This window comes from Rudaea sp. (assembly GCF_057139185.1).
This window is the reverse complement of sequence record NZ_DBNHDN010000030.1, coordinates 156,491-180,913: the sequence shown is the minus strand read 5'-3', so window position 1 is coordinate 180,913 and position 24,423 is coordinate 156,491. Positions and strand designations below refer to the sequence as shown.

Genomic DNA, 24,423 nt, shown 5'->3' with positions numbered 1-24,423 from the left:
TCGGGGTGCTGGGCCGGCCGTACTTCACCAAGGACAACATCGGCCACGCGAGCACGACCACGTTCCGCCTGTGCGGCACCGGCACGAACCAGGTGAGCTGCGGCACCGACACCCGCCTCAAATTCCGTGCGCAGACGATAACTGCCGGCAGCAACGTAGCCCGGATGAAGCGCAGCGAGTAGGCCCGACGTCTCCCGATTTTGAGTAGCACGGCCACGCTGACACGATAAAGGATGTGTAGTGGGCATAACGCACACATCCAATCGACTCTGCGCCGGAACTTGCGTCCGATGAATCAGCCGGCGATCCGCGAGGTGCGGATGAAATCCTTCGTCGCCGCGGCGAGTTTCGGATCCTGCATCGCCATGTGCAGCGTTGCCTGGACGAGGCCCAGCTTGTTGCCGCAGTCGAAGCGCGTGCCCTCGAAACGATAGGCGAGCACCGAGCGTTCGCCGAGCAGCGCCTCGATCGCGTCGGTGAGCTGGATCTCGCCGCCGGCGCCCGGCTCGGTTTTCTCGAGCAGCTCGAAGATGCGCGCTGGCAGCACGTAGCGGCCGACGATGGCGAGGTTCGACGGCGCGACGTCTGGCTTGGGTTTCTCGACGACCAGGTTGATCTTTGCCGCGCGTTCGTTGATCTTCGTCGCATCGACGATGCCGTATTTGTCGGTCTGGTCGCGCGGCACTTCCTCGACCGCGATCACGCCGGCGCCGTTTTCGCGCTGCGACAGCTCGGACATCTGGCGCAGGCAACTCTTGCCGGCATTCCAGATCAAGTCGTCGGCGAGGATCACACCGAACGGCTCGTCGCCGACGACCTGCTTGGCGCAGAGCACGGCGTGGCCGAGGCCGAGCGCCTCGGGTTGGGTGACGAAGATGCAGCGCACGTGTTTGGGCAGCGTGCCCTGGACGAGCGCGAGCAGTTCCTTCTTGCCGGACTGCGAAAGCTTGGACTCGAGCTCGTAAGCCTTGTCGAAGTAGTCGGCGATCGCGTGCTTGTAGCGGTTGGTGACGAAGATCAGCGTGTCCGCCCCCGCATCGACCGCTTCGTCGACCGCGTACTGGATCAGCGGGCGGTCGAGTACCGGCAGCATTTCTTTGGCGACCGTCTTCGTCGCCGGCAGAAAGCGCGTGCCGAGGCCGGCCACGGGGAACACCACTTTGCGCATCGGTTTCGCCATTGTTGCTCCTGACTGCATTACGAAATAAAGATTTAACCACGAAGAATGCGGAGAACACGAAGAAGGCAAAAGAAATTCTCGGTTTTTCTTCGTGCTCTTCGTGGCTCGGTCTTTCGCTCTAGTTTTGCCCGCGCGCGATCGGCACGACTTCGGCCTCACCCTCCTCGCGCCAGGCGAACTCGGGCAGCAGGCTGGTGAGGCAGCGACGCAGAGTTTCCTCGTCGTAGTCGCGCACGGCATGCGTCGCGCGCGCGAGCTGGACGTTGAGCAGATCCCAAGACATGCTGCGTGGCTGGGCGAGGAAGATCTTCGCGTGGCTGGTGTCGACGTAGTTTTCCTGCGAATGGAACAATTCCTCGAACAGTTTTTCGCCCGGACGCAAGCCCGTATAAACAATATGCACGTCGCGCCCCGGCACTTTGTTGGCCAGGCGGATCATCTGCTCGGCGAGGTAGCTGATCTTGACCGGTTCGCCCATGTCGAGCGCGAAGATCTCGCCGCCCTGCCCGAGCACCGAGGCCTGCAGGATGAGCTGGCAGGCCTCGGGAATCGTCATGAAGTAGCGCGTGATCTCCGGATGGGTGACGGTGACCGGGCCGCCACCGCGGATCTGTTCGCGAAACAGCGGCACGACGCTGCCGGCGGAATCGAGCACATTGCCGAAGCGTACCGTGATGAAGCGCGTGTGCGAACGTGCCGCGAAATTCTGGCAGAAGATTTCCGCGGCGCGCTTGCATGCGCCCATGACGCTGGTCGGATTGACTGCCTTGTCGGTCGAGATCAGCACGAAGCCGCCGACGCCGTACTTGTCCGCCGCCTGCGCGACGACCTGCGTGCCGAGCACGTTGTTGCGGAACGCCTCGCGCACCTGGGTTTGCAGCAGCGGCACATGCTTGAATGCGGCGGCATGGAACACGACCTGCGGGCGCGCCTGCGCGAACACGCGATCGCACACGACCGCGTCGCCGCAGTCGCCGAGCACGGCATTGACGACGAGGTCGGGAAATTCCTGTTTCAGCTCCTGCTCGATGCGATAAAGGTTGAATTCGGACAGTTCGAGCACGGTCAGCGACTCGACACCGAGGCGCGCGACCTGGCGGCACAGTTCCGAGCCGATCGAGCCGCCGCCACCGGTGACCAGCACGCGTGCGCCGGACAGGCCGGTGCGGATCGCGGTCCAGTCGAGTTGCACCGGGTCGCGACCGAGCAGGTCCTCGATCGCGACTTCCTTCAGCTCATTGAATGCCATGCGCCCGGCGACGACATCCTGCAGCCGCGGCACGGTGCGGAAAGGGATGCCCGTCCCTTCGCACAGCTCGACGGTGCGCTGCATCTGCGCGTTGCTCGCCGAGGGCATCGCGATCAGCAGCATTTCGGCGGCGACCTCGCCGGCAAGGTCGGGCAATTGTTCGATCGTGCCGAGCACGGGCACGCCGTGTACCTTGGCACCGCGCAGTTGCGCGTTGTCGTCGAGGATGCCGACCGGGCGATAGCGGCGCTCCTGCGACAGCTCGCGGATCAGGGTCTCGCCGGCCCGCCCCGCGCCAAGCACGAGCACGCGCTTGGCCGGAACGCCACGCGCGAAATCCAGGCGGCTGTCTTTCCAGTAGCGGTAGGCAAGGCGCGGCAGGCCGAGAAACAGCACGAGCACGGCGGGATAGACCACGAGCACCGTGCGCGGTACGGTGGCGAGGCGGTTGTAGAGGAACAGCGCGACCGCGATGCCGAGCGCGCCGAGCACGCCGGCGCGCAGGATGTTCCACAGATCCGGCAGGCTGGCGAAGCGCCACAGGCCCTTGTACAGCCCGGTCCACCACAGCACCAGCCCCTGCGCGACGACCACGATCGCCGCCTCGGGCGCGAAGGCAACCTGCGGCACGGCCGCGGGCTCGAGGCTGTAGCGCAGCCAGTTGGTCGCGATCCACGCGAGCCAGACCATGGCCAGATCGTGCAGGACGACGGCAAGGCGCGGATGGATCGCGGCGATGAGGCTACGCGGCTTCACGGATATGCCTTGTCCTTTATTTTTTTCAAACACCAGCGTTTTCCGAATATCCACACCGCGACGCCAAGCATGTAGATGGCTACCGTTGCGGCACAGCCGTTCCACATTCGATTGTCCAACAGACTCGAAACCTCGGCATTTCCATGCGCAACGACGGGGATAGTTGCTTGTCTGCCTTGAAAATTATTATTGCCGTCGACACACCATAACAATACCGGAAGGACTATCAACAAGTTCCAGAGACCGTAGCACAGCACAACTCGCGTATGCGACATTCCGGTCCGCGTCATCCACTGATAAAGATGCTCCCGGTGCGCGCTGAGCCAGCGCCGCCTGCGCAGCATCCGCGAAACCAGCGTGCAGGTCGCATCCACCGCGAACGCCGACACGGCGATCAATGCGGGGGCAACAAGGGGCCGCGTGGTGTTGATGGACATTCCGGCCGCCACTGCAACAAGCAGACCGAGCGCGCCACTGCCGACATCGCCCATGAAAATCCGCGCCCGCGGAAAATTGAACGGCAGGAAACCCAGCGTCGCCGCAGCAAGAACCCACATCGACAATTGATGACCAGGCGATGAGGTCAGTGCACCAAGCACGACAAAAACGAAAATAGCCTGGCAGGCAAGTATCCCGTTGATCCCGTCCATGAAGTTGTGCAGGTTGATCGACCAGACAACGATCACCGACAGCAGCGCGAGCAGCGTCAGCGCCACGCCGAAGCTCATCCAGCCGGGCTTCCATCCCTGGGCGACCACCGCAGGCGATGCGGGAATTTCCGCGACAGCCGGAATCACGAGCAGCACGAGCGCCGCGGCAAAATGCACGAGTATCCGGGTACGCGCCGACAACGGGCGATGGTCGTCCCACCATCCGACAGCGGCGACGAGGACCAGCGCGAACGCCACCGCCAGGCCAAAGGCTCGGTCGGGGCCATGTCCCGTCAGTAGAAACGGCCCACAGAAAAACAGGAGTGACGCAACGACAATTCCTGTTCCGCCGCCACGTGGCGTCGGCGCGGAATGCGACCGACGCTGGCCGGGAAGATCGAACAGCGCGCGACGATGCGCGTAGCGGATCGACAGCCACGTTGTCAGAGCGGAAACCGCCATGCTTGCCAGCGCAAGAGGAAATGCGGACGATTCCGGCATCGTGTTCAGTCCCGGAGGGCTGTTGCATCATCCGCGTGAACGCGGGGATGGCGGCCCTGAACATGCAGCGTGCACGCAGCACTCACACCCTACTCCCCCGCCACGCCATGCAACGGCCGCACCGAGCCCCAGGTCTTGCAGCTCGGGCATTGCCAGTGGTGCGACTTGGCGCCGAAACCGCAGCGCGTGCAGCGGTACGCGGCCTGGCCTTCGAGCAGGCGTCGGGTCAGGTCCTGCAGCACGAGCAAGTTCTCGCGCGCCGGCCCTTCCGAGCGATGCAGATCGGTGACGATCAACGTCATCAAGCCGCGCACCGAAGGTCGCTGGCGCAACTGTCGGGTGAGGAACTCGATCGCGATCGCCTCGCCGCGCGTGCTCGCAAACAGCTTCGCGAGCGCGATCACGGGCGCGACGCCATGGGAGCGATCGATGTTGTCGAGCAGGAATTTTTCCGCACGCTGCATCTGGCCGAGGCGCGCATAGCAGTCGAGCAATTGCGGCAGGATTTCGGGAACGAAGTCGACATCGAGTGTGGCGACGCGCTCGAACGCGGCGACGGCCGCCTTGACGTTGTCCTCCTGCAGCTCGAGGTGACCGAGCACGATCTGCGCGCGCACGCTCTCCGGCTGGCTTTGCAACGCAAGATCAAGCCACTTGTGCGCGTCGGCATATTGCTTGGCGGCGCGTGCCTGTTCGGCGAGCTCGCAATAGAACTGGGCGATGGTCGCACCCTGCGATTCGCCGGTGATTTTTTCCATGCGCCGCGCATGCTCGATCGCCTTCTCCCAGTCCTTCTCGTGCTGGTAGATGCCGATCAGGTGCTTGAGCGCGGACGGCGCCTGCGCGTCCATCGCGACGAGATCGGTGAACAAGGTCTCGGCGCGATCGAGAAGCCCCGCGCGCATGTAGTCTTCGCCGAGTTCGAGCAGGGCGATGGTCTTTTCCTCGTCCGACAGGTTCGGTCGTGCGATCAGGTGCTGGTGCACGCGGATCGCGCGATCGACCTCGCCGCGGCGGCGGAACAGGTTGCCGAGCGCAAGGTGCGTCTCCACCGTGTCGCGGTTGAATTCGGCAAGCTGGAGAAATACCTCGATCGCCTTGTCGGGTTGCTCGTTGAGCAGGTAGTTGAGGCCGCGGAAGTAGCTCGATGACAGCTCGGATACGCGCGCATGGCGGCGGCGTTCGCTGCCACGCTTGCCCAGATACCAACCGGAAACGGCGGCTGCCGGCAGCAACGCGGCGCAGACCAAGGCGAGAATTTGCATGGTTTGCATCAGCGACGCCCGGCGTCCAGCGACGATTGGCTGGTCGCAAGGTCCGGCGCAGCGGCAGCGGTTGCGTCGCCTGCCTGCAGCCTGGTTGCCTGGGCACGCAGACGTCGACGTAGACGCAACACAGGACCCAAGTAGACGAAGGCGCCACCGAGCAGCCAGCCGAGCAGGATCGAGGTGATCAGCATCGCGCCCTTCGGCGCGATGAACGTGGCGAAATAGAAGTCGTAGGCGACCGCATCGCCATTGAGCGCGCCAAAGATCGCGCCAGCCACGGCGAAAAAGAGTATCAACAATATCCAGATCAGGCGCATGCGTTGGCCGAAAGTCGCTACGCCCGGGATTATCGCAGATCGGATGGATTCAGAACCTGCCCCCAAGGCTGCTGCGCTCGACAACTTGCGCGCACGGCGTCCGCACCTCGAAGGTTGGATGCCGAAGCGAACATTCACGCAACGAACGGCCGGCAGCGGGCCATGGGCCAGGCGAGTCAATCTCGCGCACCCGGAACCTGCGCTGCGACGTCGCGCCAGACTCCAGGCAAGATCGGCTCTTCGCTCGTTGTGCCGCGAAGGGGTTCTCAGCGTCCCTCGGTCGCGATGCCGTTCACGCGCTCGCGCAACTCCTTGCCGGGCTTGAAATGCGGCACATGCTTGCCGGGCAGCGCGACTGGCGCGCCGGTCTTGGGGTTGCGCCCCATGCGTGGTGGGCGAAAATGCAGGGAGAAACTGCCGAAGCCACGGATCTCGATGCGTTCGCCATGCGCCAACGCCTGGCTGGCCTGCTCGAGAACATTTCTAACCGCGAGTTCGACGTCATTGAATGCCAGATGCTTCTGGCGCGAGGCCAAGGCTTCGATCAGCTCGGACTTGGTCATGAATGCTGCGTCCCCTAGCAAAACTTTCTTGTCCTTGACGAGTGCATGTCCGGCGCGCCCCGCGCGCCGGACATGCGTCATCGATCAGCCCTTGTTGCCGAGCTGTTCCTTGAGCAGTGCACCGAGCTTGGTCGTGCCGCCTGCGGCCGACTGGTACTCCTCGAGTGCCGAAGCCAGTTCCGCCTCGTCCTTCGCGCGGATCGACAACTGCAGCATGCGGCCCTTGCGGTCCATGCCGGTGTACTTGGCCTCGACCTTGTCGCCCACCTTGAGATGCTGGGTTGCATCCTCGATGCGCTCCTTGGCGATGTCGTTCGCGCGCAAATAGCCTTCGACGCCTTCGGCGAGTTCGATCGTCGCACCCTTGGCGTCGACTTCCTTCACCGTGCCGGTGACGATGCTGCCGCGCGGATTCGCCGCCATGAACTGGCCGAACGGATCCTGCTCGAGCTGCTTGATGCCGAGCGAGATGCGCTCGCGTTCCGGATCGACCGCGAGCACCACGGCTTCGACCGTGTCGCCCTTCTTGAACTGACGCACGAGGTCTTCGCCCGTGGCCTGCCAGGAGATGTCGGACAGATGGACGAGACCGTCGATGCCGCCGTCCAGACCGATGAAGATGCCGAAATCGGTGATCGACTTGATCTGGCCGGAGACCTTGTCGTTCTTCTTGTGGATCGCGGCGAACGCTTCCCACGGGTTCGACTGGGTCTGTTTCATGCCGAGCGAGATACGGCGACGCTCCTCGTCCACATCGAGCACCATGACTTCGACTTCGTCGCCAACCTGGACCAGCTTGGCCGGGTTGACGTTCTTGTTGGTCCAGTCCATTTCCGAAACGTGGACAAGACCTTCGACGCCCGGCTCCAGTTCGACGAAGCAGCCGTAGTCGGTGACGTTGGAGACCTTGCCGAACAGGCGCGTGCCGGTCGGATAGCGACGGCTGATCGCGACCCACGGATCTTCGCCGAGCTGCTTGAGGCCGAGCGAGACGCGGTTGCGCTCGCGATCGAAGCGCAGCACGCGCACTTCGAGCTCGTCGCCGACGTTGACCACTTCGCTCGGATGACGCACGCGCTTCCACGCCATGTCGGTGATGTGCAGCAGGCCGTCGATGCCGCCGAGGTCGACGAACGCACCGTAGTCAGTGAGGTTCTTGACCACGCCCTTGACGACCGCGTTCTCCTGCAGGCGCTCGAGCATCTGCTCGCGCTCCTCGGAATGCTCGCTCTCGACGACCGCGCGACGCGACACGACCACGTTGTTGCGCTTGCGGTCGAGCTTGATGATCTTGAATTCCAGATCCTTGCCTTCGATGAAGACCGGATCGCGCACCGGGCGCACGTCGACGAGCGAACCCGGCAGGAACGCGCGCACGTCCTTGATGTCCACGGTGAAGCCGCCCTTGACCTTGCCCGACACGCGGCCGGTCACGGTGGCGTTGGCCTTCTGCGCTTCTTCCAACTCGTCCCACACCATGGAACGCTTGGCCTTTTCGCGCGACAGGCGGGTTTCGCCGAAACCGTCTTCGATCGCGTCAAGCGCGACCTTCACTTCATCGCCGACCTGCACTTCCAGCTCACCGGCCTCGTTGCGGAACTGTTCGATCGGCACGATGCCTTCGGACTTCAGCCCCGCGTTGACGACGACGACGTCATTGCGGATTTCGACGACGATGCCCGAGACGATGACACCGGGCTTCAATTTCGCCAGCGATTGCTGGCTCTGTTCAAACAGTTCGGCAAAACTTTCGGTCATGTTGATTCTCTAGTTGATGATCGGATCGCCCGGGGTTGGCTAGTCGGCGCGATCCACCGGTTATGGCACTCGGGCGTTGCCGCCTTCGTACCGTCATAAATCCCCGCCGCAAACGGCGGGGGCCAAAAAGCGCTTCAGCCACGGATCGCACGGATGAACACAGATGAAGCCGCAGCTTGTCGATCCGTGTCTATCCGTGTAATCCGTGGCCAAAATGCTTTGCTTCTATGTTCCTAAGAGCGAACCAGTTCCAGCACGTTGGCCACGACTGCATCGATCGACAGTCCGGTCGAATCGATCAGGATCGCATCCGGCGCCGGCTTGAGCGGCGCCACTGCGCGCTCGGCGTCACGCACATCGCGTGCCTCGATCTCGCGCAAAAGGGTTGCTAGTGTAACGCTCAAACCCTTTTCTTTCAACTGTTTATAGCGCCTTTTCGCGCGCTCCTCGGCGCTGGCTGTCAGGAAAACCTTGTGCCCGGCATCGGCGAAGATCACCGTACCCATGTCGCGCCCGTCCGCGACGAGACCCGGATTCCTGCGGAAACTGCGCTGCTTCTCGAGCAACGCCGCGCGCACCGACGGGATCGCCGCGATGGCCGAAGCCGCCGCGCCGCAGGTTTCCGTGCGGATCTCGGCCGTGGCGTCAAGGCCATTGACGATGACGCGCGTCTCGCCGCCGTTCCTGGGGTCGCGAAAGGAAATCTTCGTCGTCTCGGCACAGCGCGTGACCGCCTCGGCATCGGACAGATCCAGCCCAGCCATGCTCGCGGCAAAGCCCACCGCGCGGTAGAGCGCGCCCGAATCGAGCAAATGCCAGCCGAGCGCGTCCGCCACCCGCGCGCTTATCGTGCCCTTGCCGGAACCGGAGGGACCGTCGATCGTAAGCACCGGGACAGGCTTCTCGGTTTGCGCAGGAGGCATGGGTTTCGGCGGCAGCGAGGACGCGGCATTCTAGCCGAGCCCGCGAACGATGCCGAAGCGGTTTGCCAAAATTGTCCTCTTGCTTGCGCGCCAGCCGACATCGTGCGTTTGTAAGGAAAATCGCCCGGATCGGTCGAATAATGCATGCACGGCGAGGCGGCGATCGCGCCCGCCACAGGAGAATAAACATGCATCTACGTCAACGCTCCGATATCCGCGCAAGCGAGATCACGCCTGAGGCGGTGTACCGGCAACGCCGCAACGTGATCAAGATGCTCGGCCTCGGCGCGGCCGGACTCGTTGCCGGATGCGGCTCGGAGAATGCCCCCAGCGCGGCGGCCGAGGCCCCTGCCGCGGAGCCCAAAGCATTGAGCGTGACCCGAAAAGGCGAGTACACGCTGACCGACCCGCCGACCAGTTACAAAGATGCGACGCACTACAACAACTTCTACGAATTCGGCACCGACAAGGGCGATCCGGCGCGGAATTCCGGCCGATTCCGCCCGACGCCATGGAGCGTGGAAATCGCCGGCCACGCCGAGGTCACCGGCAAGTACACACTGGAGGACCTGTTGAGGCCGCATGCACTCGAGGAACGCATCTACCGCCATCGCTGCGTCGAGGGCTGGTCGATGGTGATCCCGTGGAACGGTATTTCGCTGGCCGACCTGCTCAAACGCTTCAAGCCGACCGCGCAGGCGAAGTATGTTGCGTTCACCACGGTCAACCGGCCATCCGAGATGCCGGGACTACGCGACGCCGTGCTCGATTGGCCTTATCGCGAAGGCTTGCGCATCGATGAAGCGATGCACCCGCTCGCCTTCCTCGCCACCGGCCTGTACGGGCGCGAACTGCCGAATCAGAACGGGGCGCCGCTGCGCCTGATAGTGCCGTGGAAGTACGGCTTCAAGGGCATCAAATCGATCGTGAAAATCGAATTCGTCGAGGTCATGCCGCGCACCACCTGGAACATTGCCGCGCCGCGCGAGTACGGGTTCTATTCCAATGTCAATCCGGACGTCGACCATCCGCGCTGGAGCCAGCGCACCGAGCGGCGCATCGCCGGCGACGGCCTCAACCTGTTCGGCAACCGCATCGGAACCAGGCCGTTCAACGGCTACGCCGACCAGGTCGCCGGCCTGTACGCCGGCATGGACCTGCGCAAGTATTTCTAGGCCGCGTCGGGTGGCACACGGGACAACCATGTTCAAGGATCGCATCGCCGCGAGCAAACCCGCGTTCTTTCTGCTCTGCCTCGCGCCGCTGGCCATGTTGGTCTGGGACACACTGCGCAACGACCTCGGCACCGACCCGGTCGCTCAACTCGAGCACCGCAGCGGACTGTGGGCGCTGCGCCTGCTGCTCGCCACGCTCGCGATCACCCCGCTGCGCCGCGTCAGCGGCTGGCACAAGGCCATGCGCTACCGGCGCATGCTCGGCCTGTTTGCTTTTTTTTATGCGAGCCTGCACCTGCTCATCTATCTGTTCGTCGATCTCGGCGGCTACTGGGCGGACGTCTTCGCGCAGATCGCGAAGAAGCCGTACATCACCGTCGGCTTCACCGCGTGGCTGCTGCTGATTCCGCTCGCCGTCACCTCGACGCAGAAGATGATGCGTCGCCTCGGCAGACGTTGGGGCCAGCTGCACAAGTTCGTCTATGCAACGGCCCTGCTCGGACTGCTCCATTTCCTGTGGCTGGTAAAAGCCGACAAGCGCGAGCCGCTGTTCTATTTCGCGGTGTTCGCCGCGCTGATGTTGTGGCGCCTGCCGCAGGTGCGGATCAACCGGCCGGGCAAGCGCCCTTCCCCGCCGCGGCATACGTCCGCAGCGCAGACGCAATCCGACTAGCGATGTCCGCCAGCGCCCGCCGCTGCGCACGCACGAGCTCGTCGTAACCCGCACCCGCGCTTGCCCGCGCGGCACTGGCGCAGACCAGTGGCGACGCTGCCGCAGCGTCCACGGCCAGGCTCCAGACCGCATCCACCGCTGCGTAGGCGCCCGGCACCGAATCGAAACGGCGCAGGTCGATCTTGATGTTCAGCACGCGCACGCCCGCAGGCCGCGGCTGACCAGCAACGTCGGTCGTCGCCAGTTCGCGCGACAAATCGGCGGACAACGCGGCGCGCGCCTCGTCCGCGAGCGGCGCGATCCAGCGTTCCTGTTCGAGCGGCAGCACACCGCCGCCGTCGCGAACGACGAGTTGCGGCCGGTCGACCTGTGCCGGTATACCGACCGGTCGCAGGTCGATCAGAAACGGCGCCGGCGAACCTGTCGCAACTTTTTTATCGGCCGGGGCGTCGAGCAGGCTGTGGTAGCGGGTGGGCAAGGTGCCGGCGCAGGCAGCGAGCAGCAACGCGCTGGATACCGTGAGCAGGCGCAGGCAAATAGTGAAGCTCGACGTCATGGCTTGTTTCCTTTGCCGTCGTTTTCCGGCGCCTCGCGCAGCGCCGGATCGACTGGTTTGCCACGCAGCAGCGATTCGGGATGAACACCGAGATAGTCGGTCAACGCACGCAGCGAACGCGCCGCACGCTGCATTTCGGCAAGTGTCTGCGCGAGGTTCTGCTGCAGCGGGGCGTCGGTCGCGATCGCCTGTTGCGCAGTGCCGAGCGTGCCTTGTGCGCCGGCGAGCGTGGCGTTGAACTGCGGCAGCGTCGCCTCGTCGACCTGGCGCAAGGTCCGGTCGAGCCGGGCAATCGTGCTGTCGAGGTGCTTGCCGATGGCTTCGAGCGGAATCCTGTCGAGCTTGTCGACGATGCCGGTCAGCTGTTCCTGCAGGCGATCGAAACTGCCCGGCGTCGTAGGCAGTTCGACCGGTCGCGTTGCAGGGTCGAATGCGACCTTCACCGCGCCGGGAATGAAATCGAGCGCGATGTACAACTGCCCGGTCAGCAAATTGCCCGTGCGCGCTTGCGCGCGCAGGCCGCGCGCGACCATCGGCTCGATCAGGTACGCCAGCCGCTTGTTCTGGTCGTTGCCGTCCCGCGGCGCAAGTTGCGCGATCTTCTCGCCGGCGGCGCCGAAGCGCTGCGGATAGATCACTACGCCGACGATCAGCGGGAAACTGTGCTTGTCCACATCGTAATCGAGGCGAATGGACACCACCTTGCCGACGACGATGCCGCGGAAATCCACCTGCGAGCCGACGCTCAGGCCGCGCAGCGACTGCTCGAAGCGCATCTGCAGATAGTCCGGCTCGCCGTCGGGCGGCGCGAACGCGGCCTGCATGTCATCGAACAGCTGGAACTGTGCACCGTCCGAGGCCGGTGTCGTGTCACGCGGCCCGGGCGGCGTCGCGAAGGCGAGGCCGCCGGCGACCACGGTGGCGAGCGATTGCGTGTTCAATTTCAACCCGCCCGCATCGAGGTTGAGGTCGACGCCGCTCGCATTCCAGAAACGCGAGGACACGTTGACGAAGCGGTCGTACGGCGCATCGACAAAGATGTCGACATGCATCTGCCTGCCTTCTTTGTCGAGTTCGTAGGACACCAGACGGCCCACCTGGATGCGCCGGTAGTACACCGGCGAGCCGACGTCGAGGGAACCGATGTCGTTCGCGACCAAGGTAAAGCGCTTGCCGGGCGAACCGTGGATCACCGCGGGCGGGCGTTCGAGACCGACGAAGATTTTCTTCACCTCGTGCGACTCGCCGATGTCGGCGCCGATGTAGGCGCCGGAGAGCAAGGTGCCGATACCGGACACGCCACTGGTGCCGAAGCGCGGGCGCACGACCCAGAAGCGCGCATCGGCCGTGGCGAAACCGGAGGCGTCCTTGCCCAGGTTCACGCGCGCGATGACGTGCGTGTTGTCCCCGGCAAGGCGGATCGACTCGACCAGACCGATGACGACGTCCTTGTATTTGACCTGCGTCTTGCCCGCCTCGAGGCCTTCGGCGGTGATGAACGACATTTCGATGACCGGCCCTTCGGAGGCCCAGTTCTGGATCACCATGCCGATGCCGATCAACGCGGCGACGACAGGCACGAGCCAGATAAGGCCCGCACTCCAGCGCCGGCGCTTCGCCGTCGGCGCCGGCGGCGCGGCCGCGGTTCCGGATTCGGTCATGTCTGATTCAATGTACTTTGGGAATGTGGTTAAAAATCAAAAAATTTGCTCTCCCCCGTCATGCGTCATCGTCTGCGTCCCAGATCAGGCGCGGATCGAAACTCATCGCCGCGAACATCGTCAGCACGACGACGAGGCCGAAAAACACGATGCCGGCGCGCGGCTCGGCCGTGCCGAGCAGGTGGAATTGGACCAGCGCACAGACCAGCGCAACAACGACCACGTCGAGCATCGACCAGTAGCCTATCAGTTCGACCAAACGGTACAAGCGCGCACGCTGCGGCCGCGCCCAGGGACTCTTGCGCCGCGCGCTCACGAGCAGCATGCCGAGCACGAGAAATTTTGTCGATGGCACCGCCACGCTGGCGATGAAGATCAGCAGCGCGATGTCCCACGAACCCGCTTTCCAGAATTCGACCACGCCGTGCAGGATGGTGCTTGCCTCGCCGCGCCCGAGCATGCTCGTGTACATCACCGGCAGCATGTTCGATGGGACATATAGAACCAGCGCGGCGATGAGCAAGGCCCAGCTGCGCGCGAGCGAGTCGGGCTTGCGTGGATGCAGATGCGAAGCACAGCGCGGACATCGCGTCTGGCCGATCGCGCAGGTCAGGCCGCAGGTATGGCAGCCGACCAGGCCCAACTCCGTGGCACGCGGCGCGGCGGTCATTCGGCGAACTCCACAGCCTCGCCGGCGGGCAGCTTGTCCCACAACGTGCGGATATCACGCTTGGCGATCAGCGTGATCAAGCCGGTGAGGACCACGGTTGCGTAGGTGCCCGGGCCGGCGATCACGCTGAGCATGGCGGACAGCTTCACGATCGCGACCAGCACGCCGAGCAGGAATACTTCGGTCATGCTCCACGGCCGGATCCGTTGCAGCCAGCGCATGGCGAAGGCGAAGCCCGGCGCACGCCGGTGCGCGCGCGCGAACAGCAACACCCAGCCGAGCAGGACGATCTGCAGCAGCGGCACGACGAACAACGTCGCCGCCGCAACCAGGCCGACAATGAAGCCCGAGCCGTGCGACAGCGCGGCGACTGACTGCAGCAGGTTTGCCTCGTTGTGCAGCCCGCTCACCGCGATGCGGATCACCGGCGAGACGTTGGCGATGGCGAAGACGATCGCGGCGGCCAGGGTCAGCGCAAGCAGTTGGTCGAGATCGAGCCGGCTGGCGCGGTAGAGCACGGCGCCACAGCATCCGCAGCGCGCGATCTCGTCATCGGCCAATGCGCTGCGCCGCCAGACCGAATCACAGTATTCGCAGACGACGAGGGCGGGATGGGACGTCATCGTTCGGCATGCGCTGCGCGGGCCCGGTCAGGTCAGATGACCCCGAGGAACAACAGGACGAGACCCGCGGCGATCACGGCAGCCGCGGCGATCAGCCACCAGATGTCGTTCTTGCCGGCGTCGGCATCGCGACCGCCCGCGGCGGAATTCGCGGGCGCCGCCTCGTCCGCCCGCGCAATCGCCCGCATCGTCCGGGTGATGGCCGGGTCGGTGCTGGCTTGCCACACCGGCGCGGTGCCCTGCACGGTGCGCTGCGGCAGGCCCGGCGCCTCGATGAGAAAGCGGTCGCGACCGAAGCAGATCTGGTCGCCGGCACGCAGAACCGCGTCGCGCACCACTATGCCATTGACCTGGGCGGTGGCACCCGCACCGAGGCCGCGCAGCACGATCGTTTCGTCGGCAAACTCGACCGCCGCATGCCGCGCGGCGATGCCGGCCTCATCCAGATCGAGATCGGCCTGCGCGCCCTTGCCGACGACGAGGCGGCCGCGCACCGGCACGATCTTGCCGAAGCGCATGCCCGACAGGCCGCGCAACAGTACACGTGGCGGCAGGCCGCCCGCCGGCGCGGATGCCGATGCTGGTGCCGGTGGCGGAATGTCGCTGCCGATGTCGGCGTCATGGTCGGGCTTGAGCACGAACGAGACGCTGCCGAGGCTGACCACGTCGCCGAGCCGCAGGATCGCCTTCTCGCGCACCGGCCGCGTGTTCACATGGGTGCGCGCCTGCGCGTCGGGCACGACCAGTTCTATGCCGCGCTCGCCGGCTCTGAGGCGCAGATGATGCGCGGCGACGCCACTGCCGCCGACAACGATGTTATTGTCGGCCGCCGCGCCGATTCGGGTCTCGCCGGCGCCGACCAAGATGTCGTCCTGCTCCTTGCCCGGGAAGGAAATACGCATGCTCGATTGTGTCCCGCTCGTTTGTCCACAATGTAGCATACGACTCCGCGTTACCGCCCTGAACGAACGAGGACCAAGCCACCATGCCCAGCATCGATATCCGTCGCAAGCACCACCATTCGCTGAAGGAGGCGAAGGCCGCAGTGAAGAAGACCGCGACCGCGATAGGCAATAAGTTCGGCATCGAAAGTGAATGGGACGGCGACACCCTGCATTTCGAGCGTCCCGGCGCACACGGCAGAATCCACGTGACCGACAAGGAGGTACGCGTCACCGCCGAACTCGGCTTCCTGCTCGGCGCGCTGAAACCGATGATAGAGAAGGAGATCCAGACCCATCTCGACAAGGGGCTCGCCTGACGAGAAGTGGATGTTTTCGCAGATCCGATAGTGTGAATATTCTAGGCTGCATGCCTAGATTGGACCCATGACGACGCATCCGCGTCCTCGAATCGAACCGGGAGGAACACAATGGCTGGCAAACCGAAACTGAAATCCAGGAGCAAAGCGGCGGCGGGTGACCACGCGGCGGCGAACAAGTCGATCATGGAGTCCGCACAGCAGATCTGGCTGGCCGGCCTCGGCGCGCTGACCAAGGCGCGCGAAGACGGCACCAAATTGTTCGAGAACCTGGTCAAGGAGGGGCTGAACCTCGAAGCCGCCACGCGCAAGATCGCCACGGGCAAGGTCGACGAAGTGCGCGGCGCGGTCGAGTCCGGCGTCAGCCAGGTACGCGAGCGCACCCAGGAAACCTGGGACCGGCTGGAGCAGGTGTTCGAGACGCGCGTGTCGCGCGCGCTCGGCAAACTCGGCGTGCCGGGGCGCAAGGACCTCGACGAACTGCTCAAGCGCGTCGACGAGTTGAACAGCCACGTCGTCAAGCTCAACCCGGCGGCGAAGAAGGCCGGGCTGGCCGAAGCGCTGACCAAGAAGGTCAAGCGCGCGCGCGACGACTTCGGCGACCTGGTCAAGGACATCGAGGACGCCCAGCTCGCGGCGAAGCAGACCGTGCAGCGCCAGGTCGCACGCCTCGCCGACGCCGTGGCACCGACGGCCAAGCCGGCATCAAAGGCTGCGGCGAAAAAGGCCGTGAAGAAGGCCGCGAAAAAAGTGGCGAAGAAGAAGTAAGCCGCACCCGCACCAAACCCAGTAACGAACAACCCCCGGCCTTGTCCGGGGGTTGTTCGTTTTGCGGCCGGACAGCCGGTGAGTCCATCCTCCGCACCACCGTCGTATTAAATATACTTAATAGTATGTAATTGCCTTGACAATCATTGTCCCGGCAATATTATTGCTGCGTGAAAAAAGCACTCCCCCTCTGCGACCTCCGCGACGACTCCAGCTTCCCGATGCTGATCCGTCAGATCCGCGATGGTTTGCTGCGTGAAATCGAGCACCAGCTCGTGGCGAGCGGCATCGCGATCAACTACAGCCAGCATCTCGTGGTCAAGATCATCGCCAAGCACGGCCCGCAGATGCCAGGCGACCTGGCGCGTTTCCTCGATCACAACGCCGGCGCCATGACGCGCCTGATCGATCAGCTCGAGGACAAGGGCTATGTGCGACGCAAGCCGCACGCGCAAGACCGCCGCGCACTGACGATCGAACTGACTCCGGCCGGCGATGAGCTGTGGCGCAGGATGAGCCAGTTCATCGAACGCGCGCAGGACCTGGCCCTGCGCGACCTGAATGCCGCCGACCGCACCAGACTGTTCGACCTGCTCAAAAGCGTGCGCGACACGCTGGACGAAACCCCATGAACCCGAACGGGCACCACGCGACCATGCGCGCGATCCGACTCGCTCCCCTGCTGCTCGCCACGGTTGTCGCCGGCTGCGCCAACAGCGGCGGCCTCCATACCAACGGCACCGCGATCGACGCGGCGACGCTGCACAGCGAGCGCAGCTTCGCCAAAATCAAGACGACGCAGGCCGCATGGCCCGCGTCGGACTGGTGGACCCGGCTCGGCGATGCGCAGCTCGATGCGCTGATCGCCGAAGCGCTCAAGGACAACCCCGACCTCGCCAGCGCCGACGCGCGCGCCAAGCAGGCGCAAAGCCAGGTCGACGCGCAGAACGCGAAGCGTCTGCCGACCGTGAACGCGGATGCGAGCGTCGCCGGCGTGCGCCTGCCGACGACCGCATTCCCGAAGCCGATCGGCGGCTCGTTCGCCACCTATCCGGCGGTCTACGCGAGCTTCAACTGGGGGCTCGACATCTGGGGCGGCAAGCGCGCCGCCTGGGAGGCCGCGCTCGGCCAGGCCCGCGCCGCCGAGGTCGACGTGCACGCCGCGCGCCTCTCGCTGTCGGTCAACGTCGCGCGCGCCTACGTGCAGCTCGGCTACGCGTTCGCCGAGAAGGACGTCGCCGACGCGCAATTGAAGCGTGCGAACGCCTCGCACGCGCTGGTCAAGCAACGCGTCGCCGCGGGCATCGACAACCAGATGCAGGTGAAGCAGTCCGAAGCCACGGTCGCCAGCGCCGAGCAACAGGTCGCGGTCGCGAACGAGGGCATCGATTCGGGGCGCATCGCGCTCGCCGTCCTGCTCGGCAAGGGCCCGGACCGCGGCCTCGATATCGCGCGTCCAAAAGTGTTGCAGCCCGCCGCGCTGGCGCTGCCGCCGAACCTGACCGCCGACCTGATCGGCCGCCGCGCCGATCTCGTCGCCGCGCGCTGGAGGGTCGAAGCGGCGACGAAGAACATCGCCGCGGTGAAGACGGAATTCCTGCCGAACCTCAGCCTCTCCGCCTTCGCCGGCCTCACCTCCTCGTCGGCGGACAATCTGTTCTCGCTGCCCGCGCGCTTCTTAATGGTGCAGCCGGCGGTCAGTCTGCCGATCTTCGACGGCGGCCGCCGCCGCGCCGATCTCGACCGTGCCGACGCGAGCTACGACCTCGCCGTCGCCCATTACAACGCCACCCTGGTCGGCGCGGTCAACGACGTCGCCGACAAGCTCGCCAATCTGGCTTCGCTGCAAACCCAGATCGGTGCCCAGCAGCGCGCCGTCGATGCTGCGCGTCAGGCGTTCGATCTCTCCCGACAACGCTACCGGGCCGGCATCGGCAGCTACCTCGACACGCTGAGCGTGCAGCAGCAGTTGCTTGCCGCGGAACAACGCGCAGCCGCGCTCGCCGCGCAGCAGGTCGACACCTCGGTGCGCCTGGTACAGGCGCTCGGCGGCGGCTTCGATGCGAGCGGCCAGACAGCGCCCGTTGCCGTCGCCGCACCGTAACCACTTTCCTGGTTTTTCCGAGATTCCCTCCATGAGCACCCCGAACCCCACCGCCGGCCAAGCGGCCGCACCGACCAACGGCAAGCGCAAGTTCCTGTTGCGCCTCGTCCTCCTGATCGTCGTCCTCGCCGCCATCGCCTTCGGCATCTGGTACTACACGATCGGACGCTGGTACGAAGGCACGGACGACGCCTACGTCAACGGCAACGTCGTGCAGATCACGCCGCAGGTCGTCGGCACCGTGGTCAAGATCAACGCGGACGACGGCAACCTCGTACACAAGGGCGACGTGCTCGTCGAGATCGACGGCAGCGATGCGCGCATCGCCCTGCAGCAGTCCGAAGCGCAGCTCGCGCGCGCCGTGCGCCAGGTGCGCGGCCTGTACAGCAACGTCGAAAGCGGCCAGGCCGTCGTCGCCGCGCAGAAGGTTTCGCTCGACCGCGCGCGCGCCGACTACGCGCGTCGTCAGGGTCTCGTCGCCACGGGCGCGATCTCGGCCGAGGAGCTCGCGCACGCCCGCGACGCGCTCGCCGCCGCGGAAAGCCAGCTCGCTTCGACCCAGCAGCAGTTGAGCACGACCAAGGCGCTCGTCGACGAGACCGTGATCGCCAAACACCCCGACGTGCTCGCCGCCGCCGCGGCGTTGCGCACGGCGTATCTCAACGATGCGCGCGCGAAGATCTACGCGCCGGTCGACGGCTACGTCGCCAAGCGCAGCGTGCAGGTCGGCCAGCGCCTCCAGCCGGGCACGCCGCTGATGGCGGTGGTGCCGTTGCATCAGGTCTGGATCGACGCGAACTTCAAGGAGACGCAGCTCGCGCAGATGCGCATCGGTCAGCTGGTGACGCTGAAATCCGACCTGTACGGTTCCAAGGTCGAGTTCAAGGGCAAAGTGCAGAGCCTCGGCGTCGGCACGGGCAGTGCGTTCTCGCTGTTGCCCGCGCAGAACGCAACCGGCAACTGGATCAAGATCGTGCAGCGCGTTCCCGTGCGCATCGAACTCGATCCGAAAGAACTCGACAAGAACCCGCTGCGCATCGGCCTGTCGATGGCAGTCGAGGTGAACCTGCACGACCAGAGCGGCCCGGCGCTCGCCCAGCAGTCGCCGAAGGAGCCGGTGTTTACGACCGACATCTACCAGGGCCAGATGCAGGGCGCGCAAGCGGACATCGACCGCATCATCCATGACAACGCCGCGCGCCTGTCCGAAACCGTGTCGCAGAAATGAGCGAATTGGCGCGTTGAACGTCAGCGGTCCGGAGATGAGCGCAACAAGCTCAAGTGCGGCCGCTCCAACCGCCCACTGCTGACCGCTCACCGTCTTCAAGAACATGGCCACACCCAATCCAATACCGTTCCGCCCCGCCAATCCGGGTCTGACCACGGTCGGCCTGTCGCTCGCCGTGTTCATGCAGGTGCTCGACACGACGATCGCCAACGTGTCGCTGCCGACCATCGCCGGCAATCTCGGCGCCAGTGCCGATCAGGCGACCTGGGTCATCACCTCGTTCGCGGTCAGCAACGCGATCGCGCTGCCGCTGACCGGCTTCCTCGCCAGGCGCTTCGGCGAAGTGAGGCTGTTCGTTGCGACGACGCTGCTGTTCGTGTTCGCCTCTTTCCTCTGCGGCATTGCCCAGAGCATGACGATGCTGATTGCGTTCCGCGCCTTCCAAGGTGCGGTTGCCGGCCCGATGTATCCGGTCACGCAAAGCCTGCTGCTGTCGATCTATCCGCCCGAAAAGCGCAGTCAGGCGCTGGCGTTGCTGGTCATGGTCACCATTGTCGCGCCGATCGCCGGCCCGATCCTCGGCGGCTGGATCACCGACAGCTATTCCTGGCCATGGATCTTCTTCGTCAACGTGCCGGTCGGCGTACTCGCCGCGCTCGTCGTCTACACGCAGATGCGCGGACGGTCCGAGCAGGTTGTCCGCCCGAAGATGGACTACGTCGGCCTGGCCACGCTCGTGATCGGCGTCGGCGCGCTGCAGATCGTGCTCGACAAGGGCAACGACGAGGACTGGTTCCAGTCGAACTTCATCATCGTCACTGCGATCGTCTCGGCCGTCGCGCTCGCAGTCTTCCTGATCTGGGAACTGACCGACAAGGAACCGATCGTCGACCTGAAACTGTTCCGCCACAACAATTTCGCCTTCGGTACGATCGCGATGACCATGGCCTACGGCGCGTTCTTCGCAATCAACGTGCTCATACCGCAGTGGTTGCAGCGCTACGTCGGCTACACCGCGACCTGGGCGGGGTTGGCCGCCTCGCCGATCGGATTCCTGCCGATCCTGCTGACACCGTTCGTCGGTCGGTACATCAATCGCGTCGACCTGCGTTTCTCCGCTTCTGCGGCGTTCTGCGTGATGGGACTGACCAGCTTCATCCGTTCCGGGTTCTATCTCGACGTGGACTTCCACCACGTCGCGATGGCCCAATTCGTCCAGGGCCTCGGCGTGACCTTCTTCTTGATGCCGCTGATGCAGATCATGCTCTCCGACCTGCAGCCGAACGAAATCGCCTCGGGCACCGGCCTCGCCACCTTCGTGCGCAATCTCGGCGGCAGCTTCGCAGCCTCGATCACCAACTTCATGTGGCAGCACCGCGCGATCGTCCACCACGCGCAGCTCAGCGAGCACCTGACTCCCTTCGATCCAGCTACGCAACAGGCAGTCGCGACGATTGGCCAGGGCAACGATCCGCTGGCCTATCGCGTGCTCGAACGCATGATCGATTCGCAGTCCTACCAGATCTCGTTCAACGAGATCTTCCACATGCTCGGCTACATCTTCCTCTCGCTGATCGTCGTGATCTGGTTCGCGCGGCCGCCGTTCACGGCCAAGGGCGGTGGCGCAGCGGCGCACTGAGCCCGGCCGCGAAAGCAAGCAGACGGTTGTCCGGTCTGGCCGGCTATGTCCAATGCCCGACGCGCCATGCCTTTGGTGAAACTCTGCGAAGAAGAAGACGAATGCCTGCGGCTCGAAGCGTTCCTCGTCGAGCGCGTGTATGAATTCAATGCACAATCGACGGGCTACTTCGATGGAAAGCTCATCGCCGGCCGGCTATGCGACGACAATGGCGAAATCATCGCGGCGTTCAACGGCCACACTTGGGGAGGTTGCTGCGTGATCGCGCACCTTTGGGTACATGATTCACGGCGTGGTCGCGGCATTGGCAGAACGCTGCTGCAGACCGCCGAGGATGAAGCGTCACGCCGGGGTTGCGAGCAGGTGGTTTTGTCGACCCACAGCTTCCAGGCGCCCGCCTTCTACGAACGACTGGGCTACGAAAAGCAGGCCGTCATTCAAGGCGAGCCCAAGGGATATGCGCGCATCATCTACATGAAGCGCCTGGATGGTTGAGCCCGCTTCTTTCCGCTCCGCGACCCGCCCGGCGCCCGAAGGCCTTGCCACGCAAGGCGGCATTTCCCGAGCTTCCTGCGCGGCAGACGCAGAAGCTTCTGTGGAAATGCAGCCGTCGCCGGCCTTAAACTACCCTGGTGCGAATCCATGGCACGCTGGTCAAATGGAACGACGAACGGGGATTCGGGTTCATCGCCCCGGCCTCCGGCAACGATGAAATATTCGTGCACGTCTCCGCTTTCCCGCGCGACGGCGTACGTCCGCACATCGGCGAACTGATCTCGTTCGAAACCGAGAACCGGACCGATGGAAGGAAACGTGCGATACGGATCATGCGCCCGGCCGTTCGATCGCGACAGCCCTTGCCACAAGATTCGGCCCGGACAAGGTCGTCGCTGGTGACGGCTCTGGGACTCATGGCGCTCGGATCGCTGGCCATCTATGCGTTTCTTTCACCCGGAAATCCGGCCACGCGGCAAGCACCTGTCGACACGGTGATGCCTGCGGTCCCGCTGCTGGCGCCCGCCCAGTTATTTTCCTGCGACGGGCGCACTCGCTGCTCGCAGATGACATCGTGCGAAGAGGCCCAGTTCTTCCTGAAGAACTGCCCGAATACGCAGATGGATGGAGACCAGGACGGCGTGCCGTGCGAACACCAGTGGTGCGGCTGAGCGAGAGTTTGCTGCGCCGGCGCGGTCAGCCTTGCGCGACGTAGAGCAACGTCTCCTGATCTTCCTTGGGCGGCAGACGCAAGGACTTGTCGAAGTGGAAGCCGAGTTTTTCGAGCAGCGCGATCGAGCGCGCGTTGCCGGGCGAAACGATCGCGAGGATGCGTTGCAGGTCGAGCGTCTCGCGCGCGTAGGTCATGGTCGCCGACGCAGCCTCGTACGCATGGCCGCCGCCACGCGCCTGCGGCAGAAAGGCATAGCCCAGGTCGACGTCGGGCAGTGTGTCGCGCTTGATCAGGCCGCACATGCCGATGGGCTCACCGCTCGCTTTCGACTGCACGCAATACAGGCCATGGCCGTGCTGCGCGTACATGGCCATCGGACCATTGCGCAGATAGTCGCGCGCGTCATCCAGCGTGCGCACGCCCTTGTCGCCGATGAACTTCAGCCAGTCCGCATCATTGACCAGGTTCAGTACGAAGGCCGCGTCGCGCTCTTCGAGGCGGCGTAGAACGAGGCGTGGAGTTTCGACGACTATCGACATGCAGGCTCCGCAGAAAGGCGACGCCGCACTGTATCGGCTTCGCATCCCGCGCGACAGTCCTGAAGGGCCCGGCGTCGGTGCCGCCGCATGCCGATCAACCGTTGCCCGCGCTCCCGAGCGAGGCCATATCGATGACGAAGCGGTACTTCACGTCGTTCTTCAGCAGCCGCTCGTAAGCATCGTTGACGTTCTGGATATCGATCATTTCGACATCCGCGACGATGCCGTGCTCGGCACAGAAATCGAGCATCTCCTGGGTTTCGGCGATGCCGCCGATTGCCGAACCGGCAATGCTCTTGCGACCGCCGACGAGGCTGCCGCCGAACAGCGGCGGGGTCAGTTCCATCAGCGCGCCGACGAGGACGAGGTGACCGTCGCGCTGCAGCAGCGCCACGTACGGATTGAGGTCATGACCGTTCGGGATCGTGTCGAGCAGAAAATGGAAACTGCGCGCGTGCCGCTTCATCTGCACCCCGTCGGTCGACAGCAGCACTTCGTCCGCACCGAGACGCATCGCGTCCCTGGCTTTCTCCGGCGAGGTCGTGATCATGACCACGTGCGCACCGAGCGCCTTGGCGAACTTGATGCCCATGTGGCCGAGCCCGCCAAGACCGATCACGCCCACCTTCTGGCCTTTTCCGACCTTCCAATGACGCAGCGGCGACCATGTCGTGATGCCCGCGCAGAGCAGCGGCGCCACGGATTTCAGGTCGAGTTTCGGCGACACTTTCACGACGAAGTGCTCGTCGACGACGATCTGGTCGGAGTAGCCGCCGAATGCGAGCTCCTCGCTGCCGCGCAACCTGGAGTTGTAGGTCCAGGTCGGCACGTTCTCGCAATATTGTTCCAGCCCGTCCGCGCACGCGGAACAAGCGCGACAGGAATCGACCATGCAGCCGACGCCGGCAAGTTCGCCGACCTTGAACTTCATCACCTGCGCACCGACCGCTGTGACGCGGCCGACGATCTCATGCCCCGGAACCATAGGGTAGAGCGAATTGCTCCAATCATTGCGCGCCTGGTGCAAGTCGGAATGGCAGATGCCGCTGTAGAGAATCTCGATCTGCACGTCGCGCGCACCGGGCGCGCGGCGCTCGAACGTGAACGGCACGAGCGCGGAATGGGCGTCGTGAGCGGCATAGCCGTTGGCCTGAGGCATGGGATTTTCCTGCACAGTGGGGAACGAAGACGTC

General features: G+C 64.6%; 26 protein-coding genes. 11 read left to right on the top strand and 15 right to left on the bottom strand.

The features are described from left to right. Positions 1-182, top strand: a 182-nt coding sequence (locus AC16HO_RS10650; RefSeq protein ID WP_484335427.1) for a hypothetical protein, incomplete at its 5' end; no start/stop codon positions are given. Between the two features lie 113 nt (positions 183-295). Here the strand turns inward: AC16HO_RS10650 and galU are convergent. The 8 genes from galU to cmk all read right to left on the bottom strand — a co-directional run bounded on the left by galU (position 296) and on the right by cmk (position 9,165). Beyond that, positions 296-1,180: a UTP--glucose-1-phosphate uridylyltransferase GalU gene (galU, locus tag AC16HO_RS10645; protein WP_395643603.1), complete on the bottom strand. Its 885-nt coding sequence runs from the start codon at positions 1,178-1,180 to the stop codon at positions 296-298. Between the two features lie 118 nt (positions 1,181-1,298). Beyond that, entirely contained in the window at positions 1,299-3,185 is a 1,887-nt protein-coding gene (locus AC16HO_RS10640) for a polysaccharide biosynthesis protein (RefSeq protein ID WP_395643602.1), read from the bottom strand. Next, on the bottom strand, positions 3,182-4,336 hold the full coding sequence (locus AC16HO_RS10635) for an MraY family glycosyltransferase (RefSeq protein WP_395643601.1): 1,155 nt from the start codon (positions 4,334-4,336) through the stop codon (positions 3,182-3,184). Before AC16HO_RS10635 ends, AC16HO_RS10640 begins: the two co-directional genes overlap by 4 nt. 89 nt (positions 4,337-4,425) lie before the next feature. Beyond that, complete coding sequence (gene lapB, locus AC16HO_RS10630; RefSeq protein ID WP_395643706.1) at positions 4,426-5,601, bottom strand: lipopolysaccharide assembly protein LapB; 1,176 nt, start codon at positions 5,599-5,601, stop codon at positions 4,426-4,428. A gap of 8 nt (positions 5,602-5,609) precedes the next feature. Continuing rightward, entirely contained in the window at positions 5,610-5,921 is a 312-nt protein-coding gene (locus tag AC16HO_RS10625; RefSeq protein ID WP_395643600.1) for a LapA family protein, read from the bottom strand. A gap of 266 nt (positions 5,922-6,187) precedes the next feature. Beyond that, a complete protein-coding gene (locus AC16HO_RS10620) occupies positions 6,188-6,484 on the bottom strand; it encodes an integration host factor subunit beta (protein ID WP_395643599.1) in 297 nt (98 codons plus the stop codon). A gap of 84 nt (positions 6,485-6,568) precedes the next feature. Beyond that, a complete protein-coding gene (gene rpsA / locus AC16HO_RS10615) occupies positions 6,569-8,242 on the bottom strand; it encodes a 30S ribosomal protein S1 (protein WP_395643598.1) in 1,674 nt (557 codons plus the stop codon). Positions 8,243-8,475: 233 nt separating this feature from the next. Beyond that, positions 8,476-9,165, bottom strand: coding sequence for a (d)CMP kinase (gene cmk / locus AC16HO_RS10610; protein ID WP_395643597.1), 690 nt, complete (start codon positions 9,163-9,165; stop codon positions 8,476-8,478). A 188-nt stretch (positions 9,166-9,353) separates the two neighbouring features. On the opposite strand from cmk, the gene msrP reads away from it, so the two are divergent. Together msrP and AC16HO_RS10600 are read left to right on the top strand one after the other, a co-directional pair. Further along, positions 9,354-10,340, top strand: coding sequence for a protein-methionine-sulfoxide reductase catalytic subunit MsrP (gene msrP / locus AC16HO_RS10605; RefSeq protein ID WP_395643596.1), 987 nt, complete (start codon positions 9,354-9,356; stop codon positions 10,338-10,340). A 28-nt stretch (positions 10,341-10,368) separates the two neighbouring features. Further along, on the top strand, positions 10,369-11,013 hold the full coding sequence (locus AC16HO_RS10600) for a protein-methionine-sulfoxide reductase heme-binding subunit MsrQ (protein WP_395643595.1): 645 nt from the start codon (positions 10,369-10,371) through the stop codon (positions 11,011-11,013). Here AC16HO_RS10600 and AC16HO_RS10595 read toward each other — a convergent pair. From AC16HO_RS10595 to AC16HO_RS10575, 5 genes are read right to left on the bottom strand one after another with little or no spacing between them, the layout of a single operon-like run. Continuing rightward, complete coding sequence (locus AC16HO_RS10595; RefSeq protein WP_395643594.1) at positions 10,946-11,569, bottom strand: PqiC family protein; 624 nt, start codon at positions 11,567-11,569, stop codon at positions 10,946-10,948. The two genes, AC16HO_RS10600 and AC16HO_RS10595, sit on opposite strands and share 68 nt — an antisense overlap. Beyond that, entirely contained in the window at positions 11,566-13,230 is a 1,665-nt protein-coding gene (locus tag AC16HO_RS10590; RefSeq protein ID WP_395643593.1) for a PqiB family protein, read from the bottom strand. Before AC16HO_RS10590 ends, AC16HO_RS10595 begins: the two co-directional genes overlap by 4 nt. A 58-nt stretch (positions 13,231-13,288) precedes the next feature. After that, positions 13,289-13,900, bottom strand: a complete 612-nt coding sequence (locus AC16HO_RS10585; RefSeq protein WP_395643592.1) for a paraquat-inducible protein A — start codon at positions 13,898-13,900, stop codon at positions 13,289-13,291. Continuing rightward, positions 13,897-14,523 carry a paraquat-inducible protein A gene (locus tag AC16HO_RS10580; RefSeq protein WP_395643591.1) on the bottom strand — a complete coding sequence of 209 codons (627 nt, stop codon included), beginning with the start codon at positions 14,521-14,523 and terminating at the stop codon, positions 13,897-13,899. The genes AC16HO_RS10585 and AC16HO_RS10580 overlap by 4 nt, the downstream gene beginning before the upstream one ends. Before the next feature lie 32 nt (positions 14,524-14,555). Next, positions 14,556-15,425 (bottom strand): FHA domain-containing protein, encoded by an 870-nt coding sequence (locus AC16HO_RS10575; protein ID WP_395643590.1) that lies wholly within the window; start codon positions 15,423-15,425, stop codon positions 14,556-14,558. Between the two features lie 83 nt (positions 15,426-15,508). On the opposite strand from AC16HO_RS10575, the gene AC16HO_RS10570 reads away from it, so the two are divergent. The 8 genes from AC16HO_RS10570 (at position 15,509) to AC16HO_RS10535 (ending at position 22,689) form a co-directional block, all read left to right on the top strand. Beyond that, positions 15,509-15,784 (top strand): polyhydroxyalkanoic acid system family protein, encoded by a 276-nt coding sequence (locus tag AC16HO_RS10570; protein ID WP_395643589.1) that lies wholly within the window; start codon positions 15,509-15,511, stop codon positions 15,782-15,784. A gap of 111 nt (positions 15,785-15,895) precedes the next feature. Further along, complete coding sequence (locus tag AC16HO_RS10565; protein WP_395643588.1) at positions 15,896-16,552, top strand: phasin family protein; 657 nt, start codon at positions 15,896-15,898, stop codon at positions 16,550-16,552. A gap of 221 nt (positions 16,553-16,773) precedes the next feature. After that, the gene (locus AC16HO_RS10560) at positions 16,774-17,184 is read left to right on the top strand and encodes a MarR family winged helix-turn-helix transcriptional regulator (RefSeq protein ID WP_395643587.1); all 411 of its coding nucleotides are present in this window, start codon (positions 16,774-16,776) and stop codon (positions 17,182-17,184) included. Next, positions 17,181-18,656 (top strand): efflux transporter outer membrane subunit, encoded by a 1,476-nt coding sequence (locus tag AC16HO_RS10555; RefSeq protein WP_395643586.1) that lies wholly within the window; start codon positions 17,181-17,183, stop codon positions 18,654-18,656. The genes AC16HO_RS10560 and AC16HO_RS10555 overlap by 4 nt, the downstream gene beginning before the upstream one ends. 31 nt (positions 18,657-18,687) lie before the next feature. Beyond that, positions 18,688-19,884 carry an efflux RND transporter periplasmic adaptor subunit gene (locus AC16HO_RS10550; protein ID WP_395643585.1) on the top strand — a complete coding sequence of 399 codons (1,197 nt, stop codon included), beginning with the start codon at positions 18,688-18,690 and terminating at the stop codon, positions 19,882-19,884. A 103-nt stretch (positions 19,885-19,987) separates the two neighbouring features. Continuing rightward, complete coding sequence (locus AC16HO_RS10545) at positions 19,988-21,523, top strand: DHA2 family efflux MFS transporter permease subunit (RefSeq protein ID WP_395643584.1); 1,536 nt, start codon at positions 19,988-19,990, stop codon at positions 21,521-21,523. A 66-nt stretch (positions 21,524-21,589) separates the two neighbouring features. Beyond that, the gene (locus AC16HO_RS10540) at positions 21,590-22,018 is read left to right on the top strand and encodes a GNAT family N-acetyltransferase (RefSeq protein WP_395643583.1); all 429 of its coding nucleotides are present in this window, start codon (positions 21,590-21,592) and stop codon (positions 22,016-22,018) included. A gap of 137 nt (positions 22,019-22,155) precedes the next feature. Then, complete coding sequence (locus tag AC16HO_RS10535) at positions 22,156-22,689, top strand: cold shock domain-containing protein (RefSeq protein WP_395643582.1); 534 nt, start codon at positions 22,156-22,158, stop codon at positions 22,687-22,689. Positions 22,690-22,714: 25 nt separating this feature from the next. Here AC16HO_RS10535 and AC16HO_RS10530 read toward each other — a convergent pair whose 3' ends face one another. Then, the gene (locus AC16HO_RS10530; protein WP_395643581.1) at positions 22,715-23,230 is read right to left on the bottom strand and encodes a GNAT family N-acetyltransferase; all 516 of its coding nucleotides are present in this window, start codon (positions 23,228-23,230) and stop codon (positions 22,715-22,717) included. Positions 23,231-23,324: 94 nt separating this feature from the next. Then, on the bottom strand, positions 23,325-24,389 hold the full coding sequence (locus AC16HO_RS10525) for an NAD(P)-dependent alcohol dehydrogenase (RefSeq protein ID WP_395643580.1): 1,065 nt from the start codon (positions 24,387-24,389) through the stop codon (positions 23,325-23,327). Positions 24,390-24,423 lie beyond the last annotated feature (34 nt).